Consider the following 23,332-nt stretch of genomic DNA (forward strand, 5'->3'; position numbering starts at 1 on the left):
AAGAAAGTGGTCTCAAAAGTCTACTGAAAGAGTTTATTAAGAGCGTTCGCGAAGTGCTCAACATCCTTCGGTCCAAACGTCGATGGCCCTCCGGTAATCGCTCCGCCATCCCTAAGATCTTTCATAAAATCTCTCATGGATAAGATCTCACCAATATTTTCTTCAGTGTAAAGCTCTCCACGAGGATTAAGTGCGAAGGCCTCTTTCTCAACAACTTTAGCGGCCAGTGGAATATCGGCCGTGATCACCAGCTCCCCTGATAAAACATAATCCACAATATACTGATCGGCCTCATCAAGTTGCTTCCCCACAATCGTTAAAGTAATTAACGGTGAAAGAGGAATGGCCTGATAAGCATTTGCCACCAGACTCAGCTCTATTTTCAGACGAGCTGAAGTCTTGTAGAGAATTTCCTTCACGGCCTTCGGACAAGCGTCGGCATCGATCCAGATTTTATAAGGAGTTCGTAATTTAGGCTTCAATGATTTCTACCCAGTAATTGTCCGGGTCTTTAATGAAAGCAATATTCTTCATACCACCTTCCCCTAAACGTTTTTGAAAAGGCACACCTAGACTCTCAAAACGAGCGCAGGCAGCGACAATATCAGGAACACTAAAACAGATATGACCAAACCCACGAGGCTCAGTATTGCCGTTGTGGTAAGGTGTCTCCGGATTTTCTTCTGTCCCGTGATTATGAGTTAATTCTAAAACACCACTAAGCCCTGCAGTGTATTTTGTTTTTTGTTCATCAGACCCGATTGTTTCTTCTTTTTGCATGGCCAGGAAATAAAGAGAAAATTTCCATTCATTAAAATCCACTTTTCTTAAAAGCTTCATTCCCAGTACGCGCGAGTAAAAATCAAGCGAAACTTTCGGGTCTCTTACTCTAAGCATTGTATGATTGAAAATATAGCCTTGTGTGACGGCATCTGGATTGGTGCAAAGACCAGGTGTTGTTTCCATAACGAGCTCCTTTAATACATTAACGTTTGGTCGAAAGTGTTGTTTCCATCCACTTTTTAATATCATTCAATTCCTGCTGATTAATTGAATGCCCCATTTTGGGGTAAGTCTGAAATGTTGGTTTGATAGTTGTTTTTTCTAAAAGTGCATTTGCTTCTGTGGCCTCACGAAGAGGAACTCTGTCATCTACAGTTCCATGTCCGATAAATACAGCGAGCCCCGATAGATTAAGTCCTGGCTTCATTTGTGTTTTAAGCGCCGGAAGAATTTTTCCACTAAGAGAAGCAATCCCTCTTACCATTTTGGGATTATTAAGAGCTAACTCATAAGTCATCATTCCGCCCTGGCTAAAACCCACGAGAAGAACTTTATCTGCTTCGGTATGATACTTCACAGTTGCGGCCTTAATAAAATCTTCTAAAATTTTTAAATGTTTTTTAACTGTCGCTTCGGCCATACTTTGTTCGTTAGGCTGAAGCCCGTACCACTGATAACTTCCTGGAGCGAGCATCATAGGTGCTTGCACAGATAAATAAGTATAGTCGGGAGAAAACTCCTGCTTTAATTCAAATAAATCTTCTTCATTGCTTCCATAACCGTGAAGAAAAATAACCAGCGGCCTGCTTTGAACAGCACTATGAACCACTTTAGGTTCTGCTACTAAATATTTTAAAGGAAGGTCCGTTTGAAGTTTGTTTTCTGCATGTACCATTGTTGCCATCGCTAGGAGAATAAGTGTTATTATTTTCATGATTTTTGCTCGGTAAGAGGCGTAGTCCTTAAAACTATAAACCTCTAATCACCACGAGTCCAAGCTATTTTTAACATTGTGCTGTATTTCAATTTCGTATTAATTTGATCATAATACTGTAATGAAAAACTCTCAGGCAAAAATGACATTTATCTTTGTTACTATTTTATTAGATGCTATCGGAATAGGTCTTGTTATTCCTATATTACCGGAAGTCATCAGACGTTTTGGAACCGACGAAACATTCGTCAGTTCTTATTATGGGTACTTTATTTCAATCTATGCCTTCATGCTATTTATCGCCTCTCCATTTTTAGGTTCACTCTCAGATCGTTTTGGAAGAAGACCGGTTCTCTTAATGTCACTATGTGGGGGCGGACTCGATTACCTTTTAATGGCCTTTGCTCCAAGCCTGACAATTTTATTTATTGGAAGGATTATTTCCGGACTAACCGGTGCAAGCATGACAGTTGCTGCTTCTTATATCGCAGATATTTCTACCGATGAAAACCGTACAGCAAACTTCGGAATGATCGGTGCTGCTTTTGGTATTGGTTTTGTCATTGGCCCAGCACTTGGCGGACTAGTGGGATCGTTCGGTCACAACTGGCCTTTCATCATTGCTGCCGGATTATCTCTGACTAACTTTGCTTTTGGTTTATTCGTTTTACCTGAATCACTTCCGGCATCAAAACGTAAATTAAAAATTGACCGCTCAAAATTAAATCCTATCAAGTCAGTGATCACTGCTCTTTTTCACTCGCCTGCTGCTGTTTTAGTATGGGCCTTTTTTCTAGTGAACCTTGCAGGGCAATCCCATCCAAGTATCTGGGCGCTTTATACCAACTATAAATTTGGGTGGAGTACTTTAGAAATCGGAATTTCTCTGACGATTGTAGGTCTAGCGTTTGGAACCGGACAAGGTGTAACAACAAGAATTGTCGTTCCAAAAATTGGTGAATTAAAATCTGTTATCTACGGATCTGTTCTGATGATTTTTAACTATCTACTTTATGCTCTGGTAACAAAATCATGGATGATTTATGGGGCGACATCGCTTTTATTATTCACCAACATCGTCATGCCTTCATTACAGTCGATGATTTCAAAAGGCACACCTTCTGAAGAACAAGGCGAATTGCAAGGAACTTTGTTTTCTATCGCCAGCTTAACTTCAATTATCGGGCCACTTTTATACACTGGTTTGTTTTCCTACTTCACAAAACCAAATCACTACGCACTTCCAGGTGCCCCGTATGTTGCGGCTTCATTCATCTCTTTTTTATGTCTTATGTTAGTCTTTATGAATCGCCGTAAGATTATTGCAAGGTAATTTCTACACTAAATCATTTTAAATCATCCGGAATCATGCTAAAAATTCCGGATGCGATTATTAGCTATCACATTCTTTTTTCTTATGAGCACGGGCCTTCACGCTAAGGTTTCTGAACATGTATTCAAAATGAACACTTCGCAAGAGTGCTACATAAGAACTATCATCCAGTCGCCAGAAGGAATGAAAACAAAGGCCGACATGCTTTTTTTCATCGGCTTCGGTGATCGTGCTGATAACCACGACCCACTTTTTAAATTAATGAATGAGCAAGGAATTCGAGTGATCAGTTTTGATTACCCGACTCACGGTGAAAGCCGCTGTTCACATCTTGACTACGAAACTTTTACATCTCTATCTGATATGGCCCAGGAGATTGAAGAAAAAACTAGAGAAGACGTCAACCGTCCGCTCTTTGTTTCTGGATGGTCAACAGGCGGCCTACTTGCCGTGCGAATGATGCAAAATAATTATCTGGCAGAAAGATTCGTTCAAGGATTAGTTTTAATTACACCAGGTATTTCGGTTTACACTTTCGTTGGTGGTGATGGGATCATCCGCGAAAAAACTCTTTTACAGAATCCTACGCCACCACACATGGGGCCACCAAGCCCGGTGAGTCCTTTTTTAACTCCGGTATTTGCCGTGAACTTAAAATTTAATTCGAGCCTTGCTAGAGGAAGTCACTTGCCCAACTTTATCCCTACACTTGTCTTAGTCGCAGGCGAAAAACTCGACAAGTATGTCAAAACTCCCGTTCTAAAAGAATGGATAAAAAAAGAAAGAATAACTAAAAATAATCTCACTGCCTTTCAATGTGAAAATTCAATGCATGAAATGGACAATGAGATTGGAACCATTGGCCCGACAGTGAGAAACCTGATCAAAGATTTTGTAAACAACCAACAAGACAAGATCAGGCCTTACGATACGGCCGCTTGTAAAAGTTTATAACCCAAACTCAATCCCATATATAAAAGAGCGATCCAACTTCCTACGTAAGCAAGCATACGTGGTGTGATTTTATTTGAAGTCACATGAATGAAGGCGTGGATGCATCTAAAAAAAACATAAATCCATGCGGCCCAAAGCATTTTCGAATCCACGTGAAATGTAATCACTGAAAAAGCACACACCATATAAAACAAAACAGGCGCTTCAAAAAGATTAACAAAGTGACGGTCTGCCTGAAGCATAAGTCTGGGAGCATCTCCAGTATTGTAGGTTTTAAAGTACGTTATATTGATGTCTTTGTTTTTTACCGCAAGAACTCGCATAACAAACATCCTCATCATCACGATAACGGTCAAAATCATCATCGCCAGGCATGGGAAGTACATAAGGTTTTGGTTCATAAAATTACCTATTTAAAAGGGTTGTAGAGTCCAACTACCAATTTATAGAGGCAGATTTATTTAGACAAACAAAAAACGCTTTTATCTATCTTATTGAGAACACATTCTTTTCCCGAATAGCTTTATTCGGATCCGACTAGTGCCTTATGATGATTTAATCTTTTCAACGAGGGTAAGAACAAATGGATAAAATGGTAGACGCAAAGATGGATCAACTGAAAGCAGCTCTTAATCAGTCAGTAAGTATGATCGTCAATTCCTATGAAAACATGCCTTGGGACAATAAAGAATTTTACGCCAACTATATCGCCCAAACGTTTTACTACGTACGCCATTCAACTCGTATGCTTGCGACAAGTGCCGGTCGTCTATCCTATGAACAGCAACAAAATCTACACCTAAGATTTTTAAAGCATCTCGGTGAAGAAGCAGGTCATGAAAAATTAGCAATCAATGACCTTAAGGCCTTAGGTTATACTCTTAATGATTTTAAAGAACTCAATGCCACTCGCTGCTTTTATGAGCCTCAATATTTTAAAATTGAACACAAAGACCCACTAGCGATTATGGGTTACATTCTTTATCTTGAAGTACTGGCCCAAAATATTTGTCCGCCGTTATCAAAAAAACTTACCGCTCTTTACGGAAAGAAAACTGCAACCTTCTTGATTGTTCACGGTGAAGAGGATCCTCATCACGTTGAAGAAGCTCAGAAGATGTTGGCGACTCTTCCGCCTGAGGCCCTGGCCATTATTACTGAAAATCTTGAGCAGTCATCATTTGCTTTTAATCTAATGATGAAAGAAATCAGCGATTCAGTACAGCTTGCTAAATGGAAAAAGGCCGCTTAATTTAAAATTCTTTTGAGAGGACATTTTATGAGTAGTGAAAATGAAATCATCAATTTCGATGACATTGATGTGTATTTGCTAAATGGGATTAAAAGAAATAACCCGAAAGCGCTCCATGGAATTTACCAGCAAACTTTTCAGTGCTGGTACAATACCTGGAACCACTACTATCATGGTGAGTATGAAACCGATGTGAAATTAAGCTCCACAGAATTCACCAGACAAGATGAAATCCTGGCACTCTTTTACAAAGGTGAATGTTTTGCCACGACATTTTTTAAAGAAGTAAACTGGGACGATGAGACAGCACCACTCGACTCTTATTTCAATCCCTGGAATGAAGAAGTCATGGAAGGCCTGATCGCCAGAGGAAAAAACATTTTAATCTGCAGTCAGTTCACAGTGGCCCGCAATTTTAGAGACCGAAAAGTAGACATCCCATGGAAGTATATTTTATCCGGATTTAACATGAAGCGCTTTTTAGAAAGTGAAACTGATGCCATGACAGGAACCATGCGAGTGAGTAAAGGCATGGGAAGAATGTCAGTTGAGGCCGGTGGGACTCCTCTTGCTACCAATGTTCCATGTAAAGATCACGAAGGCGAACTCGTAGACATGATTGCTTTCTTTCAGAATGAAGTGCGAGTTGTTTATAAGAAAAATCCGTGGCATCCCAAATTTGATAAAGTCTGGGACAGGCTTAATGGGAAATTTAAATCTCAGTGGAAACTTGTGGCCTGATCATTCAGTGGGAAGGCCGGAAGGCTTACCAGAATGCGCGTACCGCTGGCATCAACGTGCTGCCCGGAAAATGCTTTTACCTGGCCACCAAAAATTTCTGCATAGTTTTTAACTAACGGCATACCAAAACCAGTTCCTCGTTCGCCATTCGTGCCAAGAGTGGTAAACGAAGACTCAAACTCAAAAAGGTTCGATAAGAACTTATCATTCATCCCCACTCCATAATCCTGTACATCGAAATGCACCTGATTTTTTTCTTCATAAGCTGTCACGACAACTTCTGAATTAGGGTAAGAGAATTTAAGAGCATTAGAAATAATGTTTGATGCTACCGAGTGGATAAATGTCACTTTATCGACATTGATCACCACATCGTTGGGAACTTTATTGATCAGAATCAATTTCACATTTTTATTTTCAAATCGATCGCCGAATAAATCTTTAATCTCAGCAAAACACTCTTCTATTGTGACAGGTGCAAGTTTAATGGCCGCCGTTTTAGCATACTCCATCTCTTTGACGTGTCTGGCGATTTCACTAATGGAATCAAGATTTTTCAATAAACGAACTGAAGCTTCCACCACTTTTGGATCTTCAGAGTGCGACAGTCTGCTCGATTGTAAAATTAAAACCTGAAGGGCATTTGAAATATCGTGAACAACCACGCGGAGTAATTTTTCTTTTTGAATTTTAGATGCCAGAAGCTCTGCTGTTCGCTCTCTTACTAAATGCTCCAGGCGCTCTGTCTTTTCTTTGTTCAATTCCTGGATCGCAAATACCGGCAAGATAATAGAGGCCGTAATATAATTTAAAAAGGCCGATCCGTATCCCACGACTTCCGTTCCCGGAGTCAGTCGATTGAAGGCGTAATGGAAGCAGCAAAATACTCCCAGACCAAACACCACACTTGCCATGAACTGCTGAACGAATGTGGCCTCGCCTTTTTTAATGACGAACGTTGTATAGATGGCCTCCATCAAAGGAAAAGCGGCCAGGAGACAAACGGGAAATGATAAAATAAAAAATGGCATTCCCAAAAAATAATTAGTGAGAGTCAGTGCAATGACTGCAAAAAAACTAATTGTATATTTTCTCAAATTTAACTTGAGCCCATACGAGCGCATAAGAAAATTTGCCATGATATAAATTGGAAAAAGATTCACGATGAAAACTAAACTAAGAGCTAACTTTCCAGCTGGAAAAGCACCTTCGATAAGAAAAACAACGAGCACGAGAATCCAGTACGTGGATAATTCACGAAAGATTTTTTCCTTCATTTTATAATGAAGAAACAGATAAGTTGCGAAGTTAATCAAAACAAACGCCGCAAAAAATCCAAATAAAAATAATAACTCTCTAGGCATACGATATTCATACCCCATTAAATGCATAAATTAAAGTATTTAGGCGAGAAGCGTAAAAAGAATATATTCCATAGCTTAACTCATTTTTTCTCAATAAAATCAATACGTTTAGAAACACCTAGCTAATTGCTTTTTGTTTGGCCTGAATTATCAACTTTAGTGGCTCCATGATTGCAATTTACCAATGAGAGTTTGAACGCTTTCTAATTAACAAGGAGATATATATGCAAACTAAAAATTTTGCTCTCATAGGTGGTTTAATAATGCTGATGATGGGGCTAATTTCCTTTGTCCCGGCGATGAATGTGACTGAAGGGTTACCCCCCTTGTACATTAACGCCAGCTACGGAATGTTTCTCGATTTATTCCCGATGAACGTTTTTAATAAGGTGGCATTGGTGGTTTTTGGTATTGGTGGTCTAATGGCCTACTTTACCACTAAGGATACTCTGCACTATTCAATCATGTTTTCAAAACTCGTCTTTTGGGTGATGGGTGCTCTGGCCATCTTAGGATTGTTCCCACAAACGAATACGCTTTTTGGTTACTGGCCATTATTTGGATTTGAAATTATCGCTCATGGAATTTTTGCCGTGATTGGTGGTTACTATGGATACATTGCCAATAAGGAAGACACATTTCATCTACCTCACAGAATGCATAAAATTTAATGTTTTTTTACAGCGAAGACAAAACTTCAAAACTTTTGTCTTCGCTTTATTTTAAATCAAGAATATAAAGTGGTCTAAAACGTTTCCCTTCCGGCATAAGAATTTTTTCAGTGACGCCATAAATTTTCTGAAAATCAGCATCATCTAAATATTGAATCAAAACTTTTTCATCCGTGTGAGGAGAAAGAAGCAATCGTTTGGCATGCAGTTTCTTATTTTCAATAAGTGCACTTACAATGGTTTTAATCGTCAGGCCTCCAACACCAGCAACCAGCATTGTTCCATGTACATCCATCTCTAACTCTTCGCCTGATAGCAGGTGAAGTGAGTATTTATGTTCAGGTTTAATCCGCCAGTATTGTTTTATTAGAGTTTCAAGTCGCTCCATAATATGCGGGACTTGATCAACGAAGTGGACTTCTGAAAACTGTGAAGTCTCGAGTGCTTTAATTCCTACGTAACCATGATCACAGCAGATATCCCATAATGGTTGGCCCTTGAGAGCATTATCAATAAAATGCTTCATACGTGCTGTTAATTTAGGATTAGGAAGTCTCATACTTTTGCTGTTTTTTAGTTATTGGACTTCATGTTTATCAATTTTAAGTCCAGTTGTCATCAAATTGCCCGACGTTCACAGTCAGAGATCGCCAAGTATATGTACAAAAATGATCGTAAACCTCTTTTAAACCTAAGGAAAGACGCCAATCACTCGATAATATTTACAAATATAATTACTAGGAAAGTGCATGAAAAAATCTCTCAATTTTCGTCTATTGGCATGGGCCGCTACAAGTATCTTTGTCGTTGCCATTTTTATCACTGGCTACAGTGCTTATGTTTTAAAAGATGAGCTATTTAAAAAAGCGACACTTGAATCAAAAAGGTACGCTGAAAATATTTCTGCAAGTATCAACAATAAAATTTCCCAGACTTTTGAAGTCACTAATTCACTGGGAAAATTCATGGCCCAGACTAAAGCAAAATCAAACCCAATGCATATGACCCGCGAAGAAGTCATTGAACTCATGAGAGAGAGATTTAAAGTTACTCCCATGATGTTTGGTCTATGGACAGGATGGGAACCCAATGCTTTTGATGGAAGAGATGATTTAGAAAAAGATAAGATCCCGTCTGATAAATCAGGGCGCTTTGTTCCTTACATTACAAGAAAGTCTGACGGAACATTTAACCTTGAACCACTTCTTGATTATGATAAAGAAGGTGCAGGAGATTATTATCTTCAACCTAAAAAGTTGCTTAAAGATACCGTCATCCCTCCTTACGCTTATCCAGTTAATGGTCAGACTATTCTGATGATGTCGTTAACCTCACCTATTATTGTTGATGGTATTTTTTATGGTGTGGCCGGATCAGATATCGATTTATCATTTTTTCAGGAACTCGCAGATACAAAAAATCTTCCAGCTGGATCTCGTATTCTTATCTTTGATAAACGCGGGACCATAGTTGCTTTCTCAGATGATAAAGCAAGGCTCTTAAAAAATATTTTTCAGGAAACAATTCCTGCTTACGATGCATTTACGATTGAGCGATTACAAAAAGCAGATGAAGATGTTCTTTTAAAAGACAATAATCTAAGTGTGCTTTCAAAAATTAAAATGCTTGATGAAGAATGGTTCGTTGAAATCAATATTCCCAAAGCTGCTATTACCGGGCCCATTTACAAACAAATCGTACTTCAGGCCATTATTGGTCTGGTGATTGCCCTTTTTGCACTGGTTATTGGTTACATTTTAATTAACAAAATCACAGGGCGAATTATTTCTCTGGCAGACCGCTTAAAGCAATCAGCTGAAGTCACTCGCGATGGAAGTAATACTGTTAAAGATGCCTCTTTTCAGGTTTCCAGTGCCACTCAAGAACAGGCCGCGGCCATTCAGGAAACGGCAACCACTCTTGACGAGATCAGTGCCATGGTCGCAAAAAGTGTCGACAATGCCCGAACATCAAGTGAGCTGGCCAACGATAGTTACATTATCGCCGAAGAAGGAAAAAATAGTGTTCTTCAGATGAGAAACTCAATGGAAGACATCCGTACGAATAATGAAAATGTTGTTTCACAAATTGAAAATAGTAACAAAGAAATTGAAGGCATCATCAATGTCATCCATAATATTTCTGAAAAAACAAAAGTCATTAATGATATTGTTTTTCAAACGAAACTCTTGTCGTTCAACGCTTCAGTAGAGGCAGCGCGCGCTGGTGAAAATGGAAAAGGGTTTGCCGTTGTTGCTGAAGAAATTGGTAATCTGGCCGCGATGAGTGGAAATTCTTCCAGAGAGATCAATGATCTACTTCAACAGTCAATTCAGAGTGTAGAAAATACGATCAGGCTGACTAAAGAAAAAGTTGAAGTCATGATTTCTGAAGGCCAGCATAAAGTAGATAATGGTGTGAGTGTAGCTGCAAAATGCGAGCAGATTTTAAACCAGATTGTAAAAAACGTTTCGAGCGTAAAACATGCAATGTCTGATGTTTCAACGGCAGCTGAAGAGCAGTCAAAAGGTGTTTCAAATATTTCAGATGCCATGAACATGCTGGATAAAACCACTCAAGACAATACAAAAACTGTTCACCAGACGGCCGAGCAGTCAGAAAAGCTTTTTAGAGAGGCCGACAACCTTTCTGAGATTATTTTTCAACTGGAAGAAGAAGTTTACGGAAAAAGATAGTTATATAAGAAACTCCAAAGTCGCGATCATTATCACGACTTTGGAGTTTTATTCAGTTACCAGACAACAGCGGCCTTTTCATCTACAACTAAATTATGCTCAGTAACCGCTACAACACAGTTGCTATCAATTTCTGCAGCATCCTCTTTTGAAATAATTGATTTTTTCTCAATCATCTTTGCAATTTTTGTATTCGGGCTATTTCTTGTAATTCTTTCTGCTCCGACTAATGTCTGTGCATCGACAATCACAGCACTTCCTAATTTTTTCTCATGGTAAGTATTAGATGACTTCAGTTTAAAGTGAAAATCTCTATGGTATAAACCAATCTGGCTTCCAATTGGCGGAAGAGTAAATTCATCTTTTTTAACCGTCGCTGTATTTCTCTCACTTCCAGGTTCTACTCTTACGTGATTTTCAACAATATTTCCTTTTTTAACTTGTCCATAATCTTTGCAGATTAGGAGCTGTCCATCGGGAAGAATTTCTGTAACGGCATGAAATGCGTTGGCATTAAAAGATAAGAACACAAAACTTAATAATAACATTTTCATAAAAACTCCTTATTTATTTTTTAAATTTAATTTCATAATAAAAGCACCATACAGCGAAGGAACAACAACCAGAGTCAGTAGCGTTGAAGATAAAATCCCACCGATAACAACACTTGCCAGTGGTCTTTGAACTTCTGCCCCGATACTACTTGAGAGCATCATTGGTAAAAATCCAAAGACGGCCACCATTGCAGTCATTAAAACCGGGCGAAGTCTAACCATCGCTCCTTGAATAAGAACCTCAACACCAGTTACTCCTTCCGAGCGAAGCTGATTAAAAAAATTCACTAGAACGACACCATTTAAAACAGCAATCCCTGATAAAGCGATAAACCCCACACCTGCAGAAATACTGAACGGAAGACCGTTAGCAATTAACCCGATGACACCACCAACCAGTGCCAATGGAGCACAAGAAAAGACCAGCAGAGTTTCTTTAACATTCTTGAAGGCCGCATAGATCATCATCAGCACTAGCAGTAAGGCCAGCGGAGTCAGAAGTAATAAACGAGACTTTGCAACTTTTAGGTTTTCAAAGTTTCCACCCCATTTAAAAAAGTATCCTTGAGGTAATTTGATTTTTTCATCGACTAAGGCCTTCGCTTCTTTAACAAAACTCTCCGTGTCTCTTCCTCTAAGGTTAACTAAAACAGCAGAGCGACGATTGGACTCTTCTCTCGTGATACTTCCATAAGTTTCTGCAAACTCACTGGTTGCCACTTTATTCATAGGAACTGTTAGAGATTCAGAAATACCTACCGGAAGCATTTGGATAATATCCAGGTCACTTCTTTCGTTTTCACTAAGTCTTACGATGATAGGGTATTTTTTTGCACCATCGTGGATGATCCCGACTTCACGACCACCTAAAGCAATCTCGACAGAATCTAAAACATCTCCTGAAGAAGCACCAAGTGCGGTTAAGACTTCATCCTTAGGAATGATTTTTAAAACTGGTGAAGTTCCGGCCAAATCTTCTTCAACATCTCCGGCACCTCGGACACCTTCAATCAACTCTTTCGTTTCTTTGGCGTAATTCATGAGAAGCTTTAAATCAGGCCCAAAGATCTTCACGGCCACATCGGCCCTTGTTCCTTCCAAAAGTTCGTTAAAACGCATTTGAATAGGTTGTGAGGCCAGATAATTTTGACCGGGAAGTTCTGTTTGAAGTTTGACGATCAAGCGCTGAACTAACGTTTCGTAAGTTTGCTTTTTATTTTCGTGGAGAGGCCAGGTCTTTATATCATGAAGCATGATATAGGTATCCGACACATTCACTCCCATAGGATCGGTCGCCACTTCACTGGTTCCAATGCGTGAGAAAACATTTTCGACTTCAGGAAATTTTTTGATAATAACTTCGGCCTTTTCCTGAAAAGCGATGGATTGATCAAGACTGATGTTAACCGGCCTGATCATGTGAAATGCAAAAGATCCTTCACTCAACTGAGGTAAGAACTCTGATCCACGCGTAAGAAATAATCCAATTCCCACCGAAATACTTATAAGAGCGACAACAATAATTTTCTTAGGGTTGTAGATTGAGAAATTAAGCACTGGAGTGTAAATCTTTTTTAAAAACTCCATAAACTTTGGTTCTTTTTCCTCAGCATCTCCCGATAAAATCAAAGAGGCCAGGGCAGGGGCCATGGTGAATGAAAAAACCAGTGCACAGAACACAGCAATCGCAAAAGTCATCGCCATTGGAAGGAACATCTTCCCTTCAATGCCTGTTAATCCAAACACTGGAATAAAAACAGCAACGACAATCAATTCACCAAAACCTGCGGCCAGGCGAATTTCGACCGTGGCCTCATAGACGGCCTTCATCACTTCCATTCTGGTCAATGGCCTTCCATATTTCTTTTTCAGATCGTGAATGTAGCGGACACAGTTATCGAGAACAATAACCGTCCCATCGACGATGATCCCGAAGTCCAGCGCTCCTAAACTCATTAAATTTCCGGAAAGACCTAAAGGCTTCATGATGAGAAAAGTCGCCAATAATGTTAGGGGAATAGTGAAGGCCGTAATGATTGCAGCTCGCACATTTCCTAATAAAATAAAAAGAATAATGATAACTAAAAAAGCACCAAACATCAGGTTGTGCTCAACTGTTCCAAGAGTGGCGTTAACCAGAACTGAACGGTCGTAGACAGTTGTGAGTTTAACTCCTGGAGGAAGATTACCTTTAATCTCAGCAATTTTATCTGAAACTCTTAAAGAGACAGTTCGGCTATTTTCTCCAATGAGCATCATAACAGTTCCAAGAACTGCTTCTTTTCCATTGAGAGTTGCACTCCCCGTTCTGATTTCTCTTCCTAAAGCAACTTTAGCAAAATCCTTAATCCTGATAACTTTAAACGACTCCAGCTTTTTTACCGGAACATTTAAAATCGCCTTTTCATCTTTTAATAAACCAATCCCCTGAATCAGGAATTGTTCTGCTGTCTGCTGAACACTTCCTCCTCCAACGTTGCGGTTTACTTTTTCCAGCGCTGCTGTGATGTCGTCAAAATGAATATTATACGACGTCATTTTAGCAATATCTGGCATGATATGAAATTGTTTTTCAAATCCACCACTGGTGTTAATTTCTGCCACTCCAGGAACCGTTAACAGACGTGGTTTAATAATCCATTCCTGGATTGATTTAAGTTCCATCAACTGACTAAGTCTTTCGTCTTTATTTGTTGCTGGTTTTTCAAAATCAATGACGTATTGAAAAATCTCACCAAGCCCTGATGAGATCGGTCCAATTTCAGGAATAATTCCCTTAGGTAAATTCCCTTGCACACTTTGAAGTCTTTCAGAGACGACTTGTCTGGCGCGATAAATATCAACACTGTCTTTAAAAACAATCGTCACTTGAGAAAGACCAAACCGAGTGATTGATCTTACTTGCTCAACATCAGCGATTCCTCTTAGAGAAATTTCAACCGGCTGAGTAATCGTTCGCTCAATTTCTTCAGGTGCCAGTCCTTCAACTGCGGTATTTACCTGGACCTGATTATTGGTAATGTCGGGAACTGCATCGATAGGCAGTTTTTGAAAAGCATAGAATCCTGCTAATGCCACTAATAGTGTCAGCAAAAGCACGGTGTATCGATTATAAACTGAAAAATGTATTATCTTGTTTAACATAATTATTCCTGATTAATGAGAGTGAGAATCACTTAAACCACCTGAGGCCGCGATTTCAGCTATTCTTAAAAAACCAATACCACTGACGACGATTTTATCTCCACTCACTAGATCAGGAGAACTCACCTTCCATGTGTCTTTAGTTTTCTCAAGTGTTTTGAAATCAATACTTTTATAAAGTCCAGATCGAAAGCGGTAGATGTTGACTTCACTTAAACTTCTAAAGATGGCCTTTGAAGATATGCTTGCTCCTGGTGCTTTATAATCCACATAAGTGAGTTCAAAATTTTTAATGGCAACTTCGCTTAACTTAAAACCGTCGCTTCCATGTTCCTCCTCATCATCGTGGTCGGCATGGGCCTCTTTCTTCTCTTCTTTATGCTCTTCTTTGTGTTCTTCTTTATGCTCTTCTTTATGATCTTCTTTATGCTCGCCCTTGTTCTCTTTCTCATGACCATGTCCATGATCACCTTCGGCCAATACTCCCAAGCTCAATAAGCACAAACTAAAAAATAGTATTTTCAACATAGGCCCCTCTTAATTTTAAATAGGTTTCAAAAACTCTTAACTGTGCTTCTTGTGAAGTCTCAAGATAATCCACATAACTTCTATATGAATCGAGATAAACCAGAGGTGAAATGACTCCCATATCAAAAGACTTTTTCATCTTCATGATATGTCCTTCCACTTTTTGAGTAGAATTGATTTGCTTTAAAATTCCTGCGTATTTTTTTAAACGCTCTACCAGATACTTATGCTGATTGATCGCCACGTTTTTTGATCTGACACTCTCCCCAACTCCTGCAAGCTTCACGGCTTCATTAAACTGGCCATTTGCTGAATTATCAAATGTGGGAAGGTCCATTGAAAGACCTACACCAAAGCGATGTTCTGTTTCACCTTGAGAAACTTCTCTGGAGAAAACTGGGCCGATTTTAAAATTTGAGAGTCTGTTTTTTGCTTCGAAGTCGGCACTCTTAAAAACAAACTGCTCTTTGAATTTCAACTCTTGTAACTTCAGCGAATTTGAATCATTTATACTGGTAAAACCTTCAACCGAAATATCGCTAAGAGTTTTACTTAGGTTTCCATAATCAAGATCACATGTTGGCAGTTCAAAATTGGCAAGAATCGCCTGATCAGAAGCAATCTGATCTTCAAGCATGGTTTTCTTTAAAATTAAGTTATCTTTTAGAAGTCTCAGCGAATTTAAAACAATTTCATCATCACGACTTCTGATTGAGCGCTTACTATAGGCCTCTTCAGAAGACCTGACCGTCGATAACAGAGTTTCAATTTTCTTATTAAAATGTGAGTTCTGGGCCACTTTAAAATACGCTAAAGATGAATCAATCAGCCTTTCAATTGAACTATTTCTATTCTCAATAATTTTGAGTTCCGCTTCAACAGCAGCGGCCTCTTTCTGAAGGCCGTATTTGCGGTATTCATCGATATTAAACAGTAACTCAACAGTGAGTTCATTATTCTTAAATTTCGATTTATCAGCATCAAAGCTGGCCGAAAGCTCAGGCCTTGCTCTCAATACATTTTTGAGTTTTGCTCTTTCAATGAGCAATAAATTAACTTCTTGATACTGCTTTTCTTGAGGTGAGTTTTTAAACATCGCCGTCACATCATCAATGCTTTTCACATTGCATGACATGGCACGGGCCTCAAGAGAAAGCAGCATTCCTAAACAGAACGCAGTTTTCCACATAATAGGATCCTTTATTAAAAATGAGGGGAATAAATGTAAGGAGGGATTAAACCGTAGGCGGTTTTTCTAACGAATAAGAGATTTCAGGATAATTTTGAGCTTTATATTGGAATTCTTTAGGAAAATTTAAATCAAAGGCCGTGAAGGGATTTAATGTAGAGAAATTGATAAACATTGAATGACAAGTAAGGCTACAAAGACAGTAATGGGTCTCTTGATCTGATGAATTAGACTGTGAGCTTTCGCTTCTAGATTCTTGGTGTGAAGTGCTGACTTCCTTTTTTACTTTAACGATGATTTCGCCATTATCCATACATTCAAAGTCACTTGGATAACAAGCGCTCATGCTCACCAGGGCAAGCGTAAATACTAAAATAAATTTCGCAAATTTTATTTTTATCATAATTTTATCAAATCAATGCCATAACTATAAAGGCATAAAAATGACGAGTCAAACCTGTTTTTTAAGACTTCACCGGGTATACGTTAGTATCGTTCGAAATGTGACAATGACTTATTTCTTATTAGACCAGACTGAGATGATTTTTTTATTTAGTTCATCAATCTTCCATGGCTTCACGATATAGTCGTTGGCCCCTTCTTGAATGGCATTAAGAATATTAGAGATCTCATCCATTGTTGTACACATTACATATGGGATGTGTGCATAGGCCGGAATTTTGCGAAACTTTTTAAGTAAATCAAAACCTGTTCCATCTGGAAGGTTCCAGTCACAGATAATGAAATCGATTTCTTCATGTTGGATTGTTTGAATAGCATCAGCAATACATTCGGCCTCTAAGATAATCCCCGTGTGTCCAAGTTGCTTTAAATCACTCTTCATCTGCACACGCAGATTTTCCATATCTTCTATAAGAAGAAATGTTATTGTCGACGGAAATTTAGCTGGTATCTTTACTGACATCATTAGCTCTTTTTTTGCGTGTTTTCTTAATTCTACCCTGTTTCTATGTAAGAAAAAATTATTTTTTAGGCAAATCCAAATATTTTATTTCTGCACCTGCAGGTAACTTCGGATCTCTTTGCAACTCTTCATTCCAAAGCTTTAACTGGGCCCATTGATCTTCCCTGTCGTAGATTTTAGTTGAAACACTTTCCCAAGTGTCTCCCTCTTCAATTGTATACTTCTTGAATTCAGGTTTGGGCTCATCAAATTTATCAGGTACTGTTTCTTTATAAAATGTTTTTGGGTACATTTTAGTTTTAGACAAGTCTTCTTTTTTGTAGCTGGATACGGCCTGAAGACTTCTGCGTGTTTTATAGTCGAGTACGATAACTTTATCGCCATCCTGATCAATATAGTAAGCTCGCTTTTGAGCATCCATTTTAAGCGCTACAGGCTTCTTAGCAGCAGTTTCCTGGGCACTTCCTACCTGAAGAGTTAAAAAACCAAACAATATTAAAAAAGCTGAATTCTTAAAATAAAATGTAGCCAACGCCAACTCCTAACCTTGTTGAACTCAAATCACTAGGTCCCGACATCGTGTGAACTTTTAGCATCGTATGCAAAAAGAACTTATCAGTGAATTTATAGTTTAAGTAAAAAAGCGCTTTCGTCCCTGTCAGGGATTCTTTCTTAGTAGATGCTGTATACTCTGTGGTCGTTGTCGAGCTTACGCTTTTTGATAGCGACGCTTTAATGAAAAATGGCTTTTCTAAAATATAAAAAACGTGAGAAACACCTACAGTCGCATAAATAACAGAAACTCGATCAAGATAAATTTGTTGATCGTTATAAATCCCTTCAATGTTAAAAGCACTGAATTTTTCATAGTCAAGACCGGCCTGCCAACTGATACGGGGCTTCTTCCAAAGGTAGTCACCATAGAAATTAAATCCGATTTCAGCAGGGAGTTTTACTGACTTTGGTGGTAGTGTTGTTTCTGCAGCAGTAAAGCTTGAAAAATAAACACTCGAAGAAAACGAATAAAGACTATCTTTTGGAAAGTAATTTCCCTGAAGACCTAAAGTGATAAGTGAGTTTTGCTTGTAATTAACAGTCGTCCCTTCAGAGCTTTGTGAAAAATCGCCCCAAGAGGCCATGTAAAAAATAGAACCTTTAAATCCATTGGGTGGACTGATCTTCGCCATAATGACTTTTTTTGTCTCTTCATTTTTTGTGTAAACAATGGCCTGCTTACTCTGATATTTACTCATATCCATCATGTCTTCAGGAATATAAACAGAGATCAGCGTTCCTGGAACCAGATTAGTCCAGTCCTTAACTTGAGGATTGTTCTTAATATTTTTTAGAACAAGAGGTGTCTTTTTATTAATAACGGCATCATCTTTTACATACAATCTTAAAATTGAAGCAAAGGTATCATCTTCATCTACTTTATAAAGAAAGTTGTAATAAGTCGGCTTAACATCTTGAGCAGATCCAATTACTGAATAGAGCATCAGCAATGTTAAAAAAAATATTTTTTTCATTCTCGCCACTCCGTAAGAGGAGATATAGGGAAAATAAGCTTACTCACTCCAGAGTAATCGCTTATGCGGCCTTTACTGTCTATGACCCTATATTTGTAATAATAAATGCCAGTCTTGCTCGATGGCCATGTAATGACATTACTTTTAGATTTATCTGCAAATACTACTTTTTGAGCATCATCAAAAACCTGGACTTCATAAGAAGCCGCTCTCTCTACGACCGGAAGATTGATTAAATAACTCCCAACTCCATTAACTTTTGTATATTTTAAAATGATATTTTTTGTATTAGCGATCACATCAAAAGGTGCCATCTCTTTATAGTTAATACATTGTGTTCCACTTGGCAGCCAGACTGATGATTTATTAATCGGCCTTAGGATAAAGCAGAAAGTTCCAAATTTTTTGACAGTATAGATGATCGTTCCCGATAAAACCTTACTCGATGTAATCTTGTTTTTTAGGGCCTCATCGCTATAGATACTCAATTCAATTTCACTAAGGTCTTTAGTCATTGGTGAAAATTTTAATTCAACCTTTTTTTCTTCAGCATCAATTGAACCTAGCTCAACTGGTGCTTTCAATTCCCAATCTGCAATTCTCGCTGCTACCGAAAAATCAATTTTCGCAGGAACTGCGTTCGGATAGTCTTTGGATAAAACTTCAAAAGAGTAGAGCCCTGGAGCTTCAGGATTGAATTCGATTTTATTTTCCAGTGTATCTTTATCAAGTACAATCTGATTTTGATTCGTATTCGTTAATTTAATGTGAATGCGCTCATTTTTAGCAGCAGTCCATGCCAGATTTATTTTTTCTTTACCATAAATAAATCCCTGCTGAGCTTTTGGAGAAATAATCTTATTTTCACCATCGTAAGTTAAACCAATATGATTAGTTACCGAATCTGCCAGAAAAGCACCTGAACGCAATTGAGGGGCCACACTCCATTCAATTGTTGAGCCTTTCACATCACCAATCACTAATTCCGGAGTCTCAGTCATTAAGACTTTGCTTTTTCCGTCCTGATCGTAAATAGTCACTTTATATTTTTGAGCTGGTACTTCATTCCATGAAAGCTTGATTCCTTCGCCACGCTTTAAACTGATCTGTGAGTGATCGGCCGGTGAAAAAGTTTTGATTGAATGAGCTGAATACATTTCCAGCGGAAAAGAAGTCCCTTCTTTAACTTTATTATTGGCCGGCTTAACCATTAAATAATAACGGCCTTCTTCCAACGGAAGAGTCCAGCTATGAGGTGATCTGGGAGCTGTCACTCTTCCGACAACATCTTTAAAGCCACTATCGCGGGCAAGAACCGCTTCAACGGCACCTTTATTTGTCCACTCTAGAGAGAGACCTTGCCAGATATCAATTTTCTGTCCCCAAACCGGAGAAGTTAAACCAACACCCGCAACTTTTGTAATATCATTTCCATCAAGCGTGAACGATTCATTCTTGTTCACCTCTTGAACCTTTCCTTTCGCATCGTTCATACTGATTTGGCCGGAATCAACCTGTAAAACAATCTTCTTATCGTTAAAAAAGATCTTACCAGTTCCCTGCTCTGAATCGTTGGCCTTTAAAGTGATGGTCTCAGTCCCTTGAACAATATTAATTGACTGACCTTTTTGAATAACGAATTCTGCAAGACCTTTTTGGATATCTACATTCTCTCCACTTTGCCCTTCTTCGATTTTAACCAGACCTCTTGGAGGAATATTTAAAATGTTACCCGACTTAGTAAAAACAACTTTTGCAGTCGAGTTTTCTCCAGTGAAAATCTGGTCTCCATTGAAGAGTTTGTCACCTTTATCAACTTCAATAAATGACAGAGAATTACTAAACTTACGGGTTACGTACTGATTCTGCTCTACCAGCGTGGCCAGCATTTTTCGTGACTGGGTTTCATCTTTGGGCGCGACTTTTAGTAAAGCGATTAAAGAAATAAAAGAAAAGAGAATCGCCAGAAAAAAGATAATTCTGTTACGACTCGTAAAGTGAGGAGGTAATAATGATTCTAAAAATTGCATCTATAGTTATTGTAAATAATATTATACAATTTACAAACAAAACTATTTTACCTGTGATCAAAAAATGAAAAAAATTATGTTTGGGCTAAATTTTAAAATTTTAGGGGGGATTAGCATTCTGCTTATCCTGTGTACCGCCTTCAACCTTCTTTACTCTTACAATCTCTTCATTGAGGACAAAACCAGCTATATCTACGAATCAGGACTAAAAAAGTCGGAGAATATCGTAGAGCAAATACAAACGCATATTGATTCGATAAAAAGTAAATCTCAAACGTATGCATTCCTCTCAACCCTTGAAAACTTTGACTTCAAAAATTTTCTCAACGAAGAAAAAGACTATATCGCAGTTGGATCAACAGAGGTACCCAACGAAAACACTACTGAATTGCCTATCAACAATTACACTGAAAATGAAGCTTATCGTGGGCAAACATGGACCAAAGATAGCTCCAACCTGGATTCAATCAGAATCTTGCTTTCAAAAAGTCTGCAATCGATAAAAAGTGAAAGCTTCAACGAAGTAAAATTTGTTCACGATTTTAAAGGGACCGACCTTATCGTGGCCCTACATAAAACGGCCAGCTCACCAAAGGTTTTTTTCTCCCTGATAGACATGCGCGGGCTGAACCGCCTAGCAGACAGCGATAATATTTTCTCCAATCAAATTGCTTTTCTTGATTCAAGTGACGCCAAACAATCTTTTGAATGGCTAAAGCTGATTGATTATAAAAATATTTTTAAAGGGACAAAAGAAGTTAACTTCGAAGGTAAAACGAAACTTCTTTCATATGCTGTCTCTGGGAACTCGCGCTTTATTGTCGCCTCTTTCATTGACCGCGATAGGGCCTTCGGGATTACAAAATTTCTTATTATCAAAACGGTATTATTCGCCTGCGTTCTTTTAGGTATTGCGATTGCCTGCGGGATTTACTTTTCATCAAGTATCACCCACCCGATCGAAGTCCTGACTGCGAAATCTCAACAAATGGCCGAAGGAGATTTCGATCAGGAAGTTATCGTTAAGACGTCAGACGAACTAAGTGTACTAGCAACCAGTTTTAACTGGATGAACAAAGAAATCAAAAGCCTCCTGAATCAAAAGCAGGATATGATCTTCCAGTTAGAAGATTACAGTAAGAACCTCGAAGTGAAGGTAGAAGAAAGGACCATCGAATTAAAGACGGCCAACGACTTCGTTGGTGCCATGATCAACAGCTTAGATCAGGGTCTTTTTGTCTTTGATGAAGAGCTTGAATGCCATGACATTTACACAAATGCTTGTGAGGGTATTTTCGGTATGGCCCCTCCGAGAAAACAATTGACTGAGGTCCTGGGCATCCACGATGAACATGAAATAAGTAACATCAATCAGTGGTCAAAAATTCTCTTCAGCGAAATGATCCCTTTCGATAGTGCCGTTAACCTAGGGCCAAGAACAAAAATCTCTGGAACTGATCACACTGACCCGGATTTTAAATACGTTCAGATCGACTATTACCCGATGAAAGATGAAGAAGAAAAAATCAAAAGTATCGTAACGGTTGGTACTGATAAAACTCTTGAAATACAGGCCGTAGAAAAGAAGAAAGAAAACGACTTATACGTTGCCATGATTATTAAGATTTTAAATAACAAGACTCACTTTAAGTCGTTCTGCGATGAAGCTGACAGCATCCTGAATCAGTTCTCTACTGTTTACGACAGAAATCTAAACGTTATCCACTTCGACCTCGCGATGATGCTCTTCCACACGTTAAACGGTGGTTTTGGTATGTACTCGCTTTCAAAACTTCAAGTCGAGGCCCGCGGTTACGAAAGTCTTGTAACAGCTTCGAAGGAAGCAGGCATGGACCCTGATGAATACAATGAATCATTAATGACACAAGTTGAGTCCATCAGAACAAACTTTAATACTGTAAAAAAAGAGCTGGATTCATTACTTGGAACATCTTTTTACGGTGGAGAGAACTTCAAAGAAATTCCACTTTCAGCTATCAACAGTCTAAAAGATCTTATCAATCAAAATTCATCGAAAGAGCTTCGCGATATGTTCTATGAAGTTGTCGTAAAAGAGCCGGTCATCGACTACTTTAAGGCCTATGAAGATGTATGCTTTAAAGCTGCAGAAAAAACAGGTAAGGAATTTACTGGAATTGAATTTCACAATGCAGAGTTAAAAATCGAGCCGACTCATCTGCTTGAATTCTTCAACGTTCTTATTCACCTTTTCAGAAACTGTATTGACCACGGGATCGAAACTCCTGCAGTCAGAAGAGAGCTTGGCAAAAGCGCTGCCGGAAAAATTATTGTGGCCTTTGATATGTTAAAAAATGAAAAAGAAAACTTATTCTGCTTAAATATTCAGGATGACGGATCGGGTATCAACAGCGACATCATTAAAAGAAAATACAGCGAAAAAAACCCGGACATCGATATTTCAAACTACACGGAAGATGAAATTATCAACATCATCTTTGACCCGTTCTTCTCGACAAGGGATGAAGTCAGCGCCCTCTCAGGACGTGGTGTAGGTATGTCAGCAATTAAAGAAGTTGTAGAAAAATTAGGTGGAAGAATTGAAATTGAAACTGCTGTAGGGCGTGGATCAAGCTTCCTATTTTTTATCCCCTTACAAGACGCTTAACCTTTTTAAACTGCCCTACTACCGTGGGGCTTTTTCTTTCCATTCTTGTATTCAATTC

The 23,332-nt window shown here is 38.6% G+C and carries 22 protein-coding genes; 7 read left to right on the top strand and 15 right to left on the bottom strand.

Annotated elements, in window-relative coordinates; all coding sequences use genetic code 11:
* Window positions 1-20: 20 nt before the first annotated feature.
* The 3 genes from SHI21_RS19165 to SHI21_RS19175 are packed head-to-tail and all read right to left on the bottom strand — an operon-like array spanning window position 21 to window position 1,717.
* Complete coding sequence (locus SHI21_RS19165) at window positions 21-482, bottom strand: YaiI/YqxD family protein (protein WP_323578727.1); 462 nt, start codon at window positions 480-482, stop codon at window positions 21-23.
* Entirely contained in the window at window positions 472-966 is a 495-nt protein-coding gene (gene gloA, locus SHI21_RS19170; protein WP_323578729.1) for a lactoylglutathione lyase, read from the bottom strand. The genes SHI21_RS19165 and gloA overlap by 11 nt, the downstream gene beginning before the upstream one ends.
* A gap of 19 nt (window positions 967-985) precedes the next feature.
* A complete protein-coding gene (locus SHI21_RS19175; protein WP_323578732.1) occupies window positions 986-1,717 on the bottom strand; it encodes an alpha/beta hydrolase in 732 nt (243 codons plus the stop codon).
* A 121-nt stretch (window positions 1,718-1,838) separates the two neighbouring features.
* Here SHI21_RS19175 and SHI21_RS19180 point away from each other — a divergent pair, with 121 nt between their 5' ends.
* Together SHI21_RS19180 and SHI21_RS19185 are read left to right on the top strand one after the other, a co-directional pair.
* Window positions 1,839-3,050, top strand: coding sequence for a TCR/Tet family MFS transporter (locus tag SHI21_RS19180; RefSeq protein ID WP_323578734.1), 1,212 nt, complete (start codon window positions 1,839-1,841; stop codon window positions 3,048-3,050).
* An 84-nt stretch (window positions 3,051-3,134) separates the two neighbouring features.
* On the top strand, window positions 3,135-4,004 hold the full coding sequence (locus tag SHI21_RS19185; protein ID WP_323578736.1) for an alpha/beta hydrolase: 870 nt from the start codon (window positions 3,135-3,137) through the stop codon (window positions 4,002-4,004).
* Here the strand turns inward: SHI21_RS19185 and SHI21_RS19190 are convergent.
* Window positions 3,974-4,405 (bottom strand): MAPEG family protein, encoded by a 432-nt coding sequence (locus SHI21_RS19190; protein ID WP_323578737.1) that lies wholly within the window; start codon window positions 4,403-4,405, stop codon window positions 3,974-3,976. The genes SHI21_RS19185 and SHI21_RS19190 overlap by 31 nt on opposite strands.
* 182 nt (window positions 4,406-4,587) lie before the next feature.
* On the opposite strand from SHI21_RS19190, the gene SHI21_RS19195 reads away from it, so the two are divergent.
* Together SHI21_RS19195 and SHI21_RS19200 are read left to right on the top strand one after the other, a co-directional pair.
* Entirely contained in the window at window positions 4,588-5,256 is a 669-nt protein-coding gene (locus tag SHI21_RS19195) for an iron-containing redox enzyme family protein (protein ID WP_323578738.1), read from the top strand.
* A gap of 27 nt (window positions 5,257-5,283) precedes the next feature.
* Window positions 5,284-5,997: a hypothetical protein gene (locus tag SHI21_RS19200; protein WP_323578739.1), complete on the top strand. Its 714-nt coding sequence runs from the start codon at window positions 5,284-5,286 to the stop codon at window positions 5,995-5,997.
* Here SHI21_RS19200 and SHI21_RS19205 read toward each other — a convergent pair.
* Window positions 5,976-7,361: a sensor histidine kinase gene (locus SHI21_RS19205; protein ID WP_323578740.1), complete on the bottom strand. Its 1,386-nt coding sequence runs from the start codon at window positions 7,359-7,361 to the stop codon at window positions 5,976-5,978. The genes SHI21_RS19200 and SHI21_RS19205 overlap by 22 nt on opposite strands.
* Window positions 7,362-7,585: 224 nt before the next feature.
* Here SHI21_RS19205 and SHI21_RS19210 point away from each other — a divergent pair, with 224 nt between their 5' ends.
* Window positions 7,586-8,032, top strand: coding sequence for a DUF4383 domain-containing protein (locus tag SHI21_RS19210; RefSeq protein ID WP_323578742.1), 447 nt, complete (start codon window positions 7,586-7,588; stop codon window positions 8,030-8,032).
* A gap of 46 nt (window positions 8,033-8,078) precedes the next feature.
* Here SHI21_RS19210 and SHI21_RS19215 read toward each other — a convergent pair whose 3' ends face one another.
* Window positions 8,079-8,591, bottom strand: coding sequence for a tRNA (adenine(22)-N(1))-methyltransferase TrmK (locus SHI21_RS19215; RefSeq protein WP_323578743.1), 513 nt, complete (start codon window positions 8,589-8,591; stop codon window positions 8,079-8,081).
* Between the two features lie 190 nt (window positions 8,592-8,781).
* Between SHI21_RS19215 and SHI21_RS19220 the strand changes: the two genes are divergently transcribed.
* Window positions 8,782-10,728 carry a methyl-accepting chemotaxis protein gene (locus tag SHI21_RS19220; RefSeq protein ID WP_323578744.1) on the top strand — a complete coding sequence of 649 codons (1,947 nt, stop codon included), beginning with the start codon at window positions 8,782-8,784 and terminating at the stop codon, window positions 10,726-10,728.
* 56 nt (window positions 10,729-10,784) lie between these two features.
* Here SHI21_RS19220 and SHI21_RS19225 read toward each other — a convergent pair whose 3' ends face one another.
* From SHI21_RS19225 to SHI21_RS19265, 9 genes are all read right to left on the bottom strand, one after another.
* Window positions 10,785-11,282, bottom strand: coding sequence for a hypothetical protein (locus tag SHI21_RS19225; RefSeq protein ID WP_323578745.1), 498 nt, complete (start codon window positions 11,280-11,282; stop codon window positions 10,785-10,787).
* A gap of 9 nt (window positions 11,283-11,291) precedes the next feature.
* Window positions 11,292-14,426, bottom strand: coding sequence for an efflux RND transporter permease subunit (locus SHI21_RS19230; RefSeq protein WP_323578746.1), 3,135 nt, complete (start codon window positions 14,424-14,426; stop codon window positions 11,292-11,294).
* Between the two features lie 12 nt (window positions 14,427-14,438).
* Window positions 14,439-14,954 carry a hypothetical protein gene (locus tag SHI21_RS19235; protein WP_323578747.1) on the bottom strand — a complete coding sequence of 172 codons (516 nt, stop codon included), beginning with the start codon at window positions 14,952-14,954 and terminating at the stop codon, window positions 14,439-14,441.
* Window positions 14,932-16,143 (bottom strand): hypothetical protein, encoded by a 1,212-nt coding sequence (locus SHI21_RS19240; RefSeq protein WP_323578749.1) that lies wholly within the window; start codon window positions 16,141-16,143, stop codon window positions 14,932-14,934. The genes SHI21_RS19235 and SHI21_RS19240 overlap by 23 nt, the downstream gene beginning before the upstream one ends.
* A 46-nt stretch (window positions 16,144-16,189) precedes the next feature.
* Window positions 16,190-16,546 carry a hypothetical protein gene (locus SHI21_RS19245; protein ID WP_323578751.1) on the bottom strand — a complete coding sequence of 119 codons (357 nt, stop codon included), beginning with the start codon at window positions 16,544-16,546 and terminating at the stop codon, window positions 16,190-16,192.
* 111 nt (window positions 16,547-16,657) lie between these two features.
* Window positions 16,658-17,071 carry a response regulator gene (locus SHI21_RS19250; protein ID WP_323578753.1) on the bottom strand — a complete coding sequence of 138 codons (414 nt, stop codon included), beginning with the start codon at window positions 17,069-17,071 and terminating at the stop codon, window positions 16,658-16,660.
* Window positions 17,072-17,126: 55 nt separating this feature from the next.
* Window positions 17,127-17,600: a hypothetical protein gene (locus SHI21_RS19255; RefSeq protein WP_323578755.1), complete on the bottom strand. Its 474-nt coding sequence runs from the start codon at window positions 17,598-17,600 to the stop codon at window positions 17,127-17,129.
* The gene (locus SHI21_RS19260) at window positions 17,581-18,597 is read right to left on the bottom strand and encodes a hypothetical protein (RefSeq protein WP_323578756.1); all 1,017 of its coding nucleotides are present in this window, start codon (window positions 18,595-18,597) and stop codon (window positions 17,581-17,583) included. The genes SHI21_RS19255 and SHI21_RS19260 overlap by 20 nt, the downstream gene beginning before the upstream one ends.
* The gene (locus SHI21_RS19265) at window positions 18,594-20,627 is read right to left on the bottom strand and encodes a FecR family protein (RefSeq protein ID WP_323578757.1); all 2,034 of its coding nucleotides are present in this window, start codon (window positions 20,625-20,627) and stop codon (window positions 18,594-18,596) included. The genes SHI21_RS19260 and SHI21_RS19265 overlap by 4 nt, the downstream gene beginning before the upstream one ends.
* Window positions 20,628-20,691: 64 nt before the next feature.
* Between SHI21_RS19265 and SHI21_RS19270 the strand changes: the two genes are divergently transcribed.
* Complete coding sequence (locus tag SHI21_RS19270; RefSeq protein ID WP_323578759.1) at window positions 20,692-23,274, top strand: ATP-binding protein; 2,583 nt, start codon at window positions 20,692-20,694, stop codon at window positions 23,272-23,274.
* The last annotated feature ends 58 nt before the right edge of the window (window positions 23,275-23,332 follow it).

Source organism: Bacteriovorax sp. PP10 (genome assembly GCF_035013165.1).
GTDB classification, from domain to species: Bacteria; Bdellovibrionota; Bacteriovoracia; order Bacteriovoracales; family Bacteriovoracaceae; genus Bacteriovorax; species Bacteriovorax antarcticus.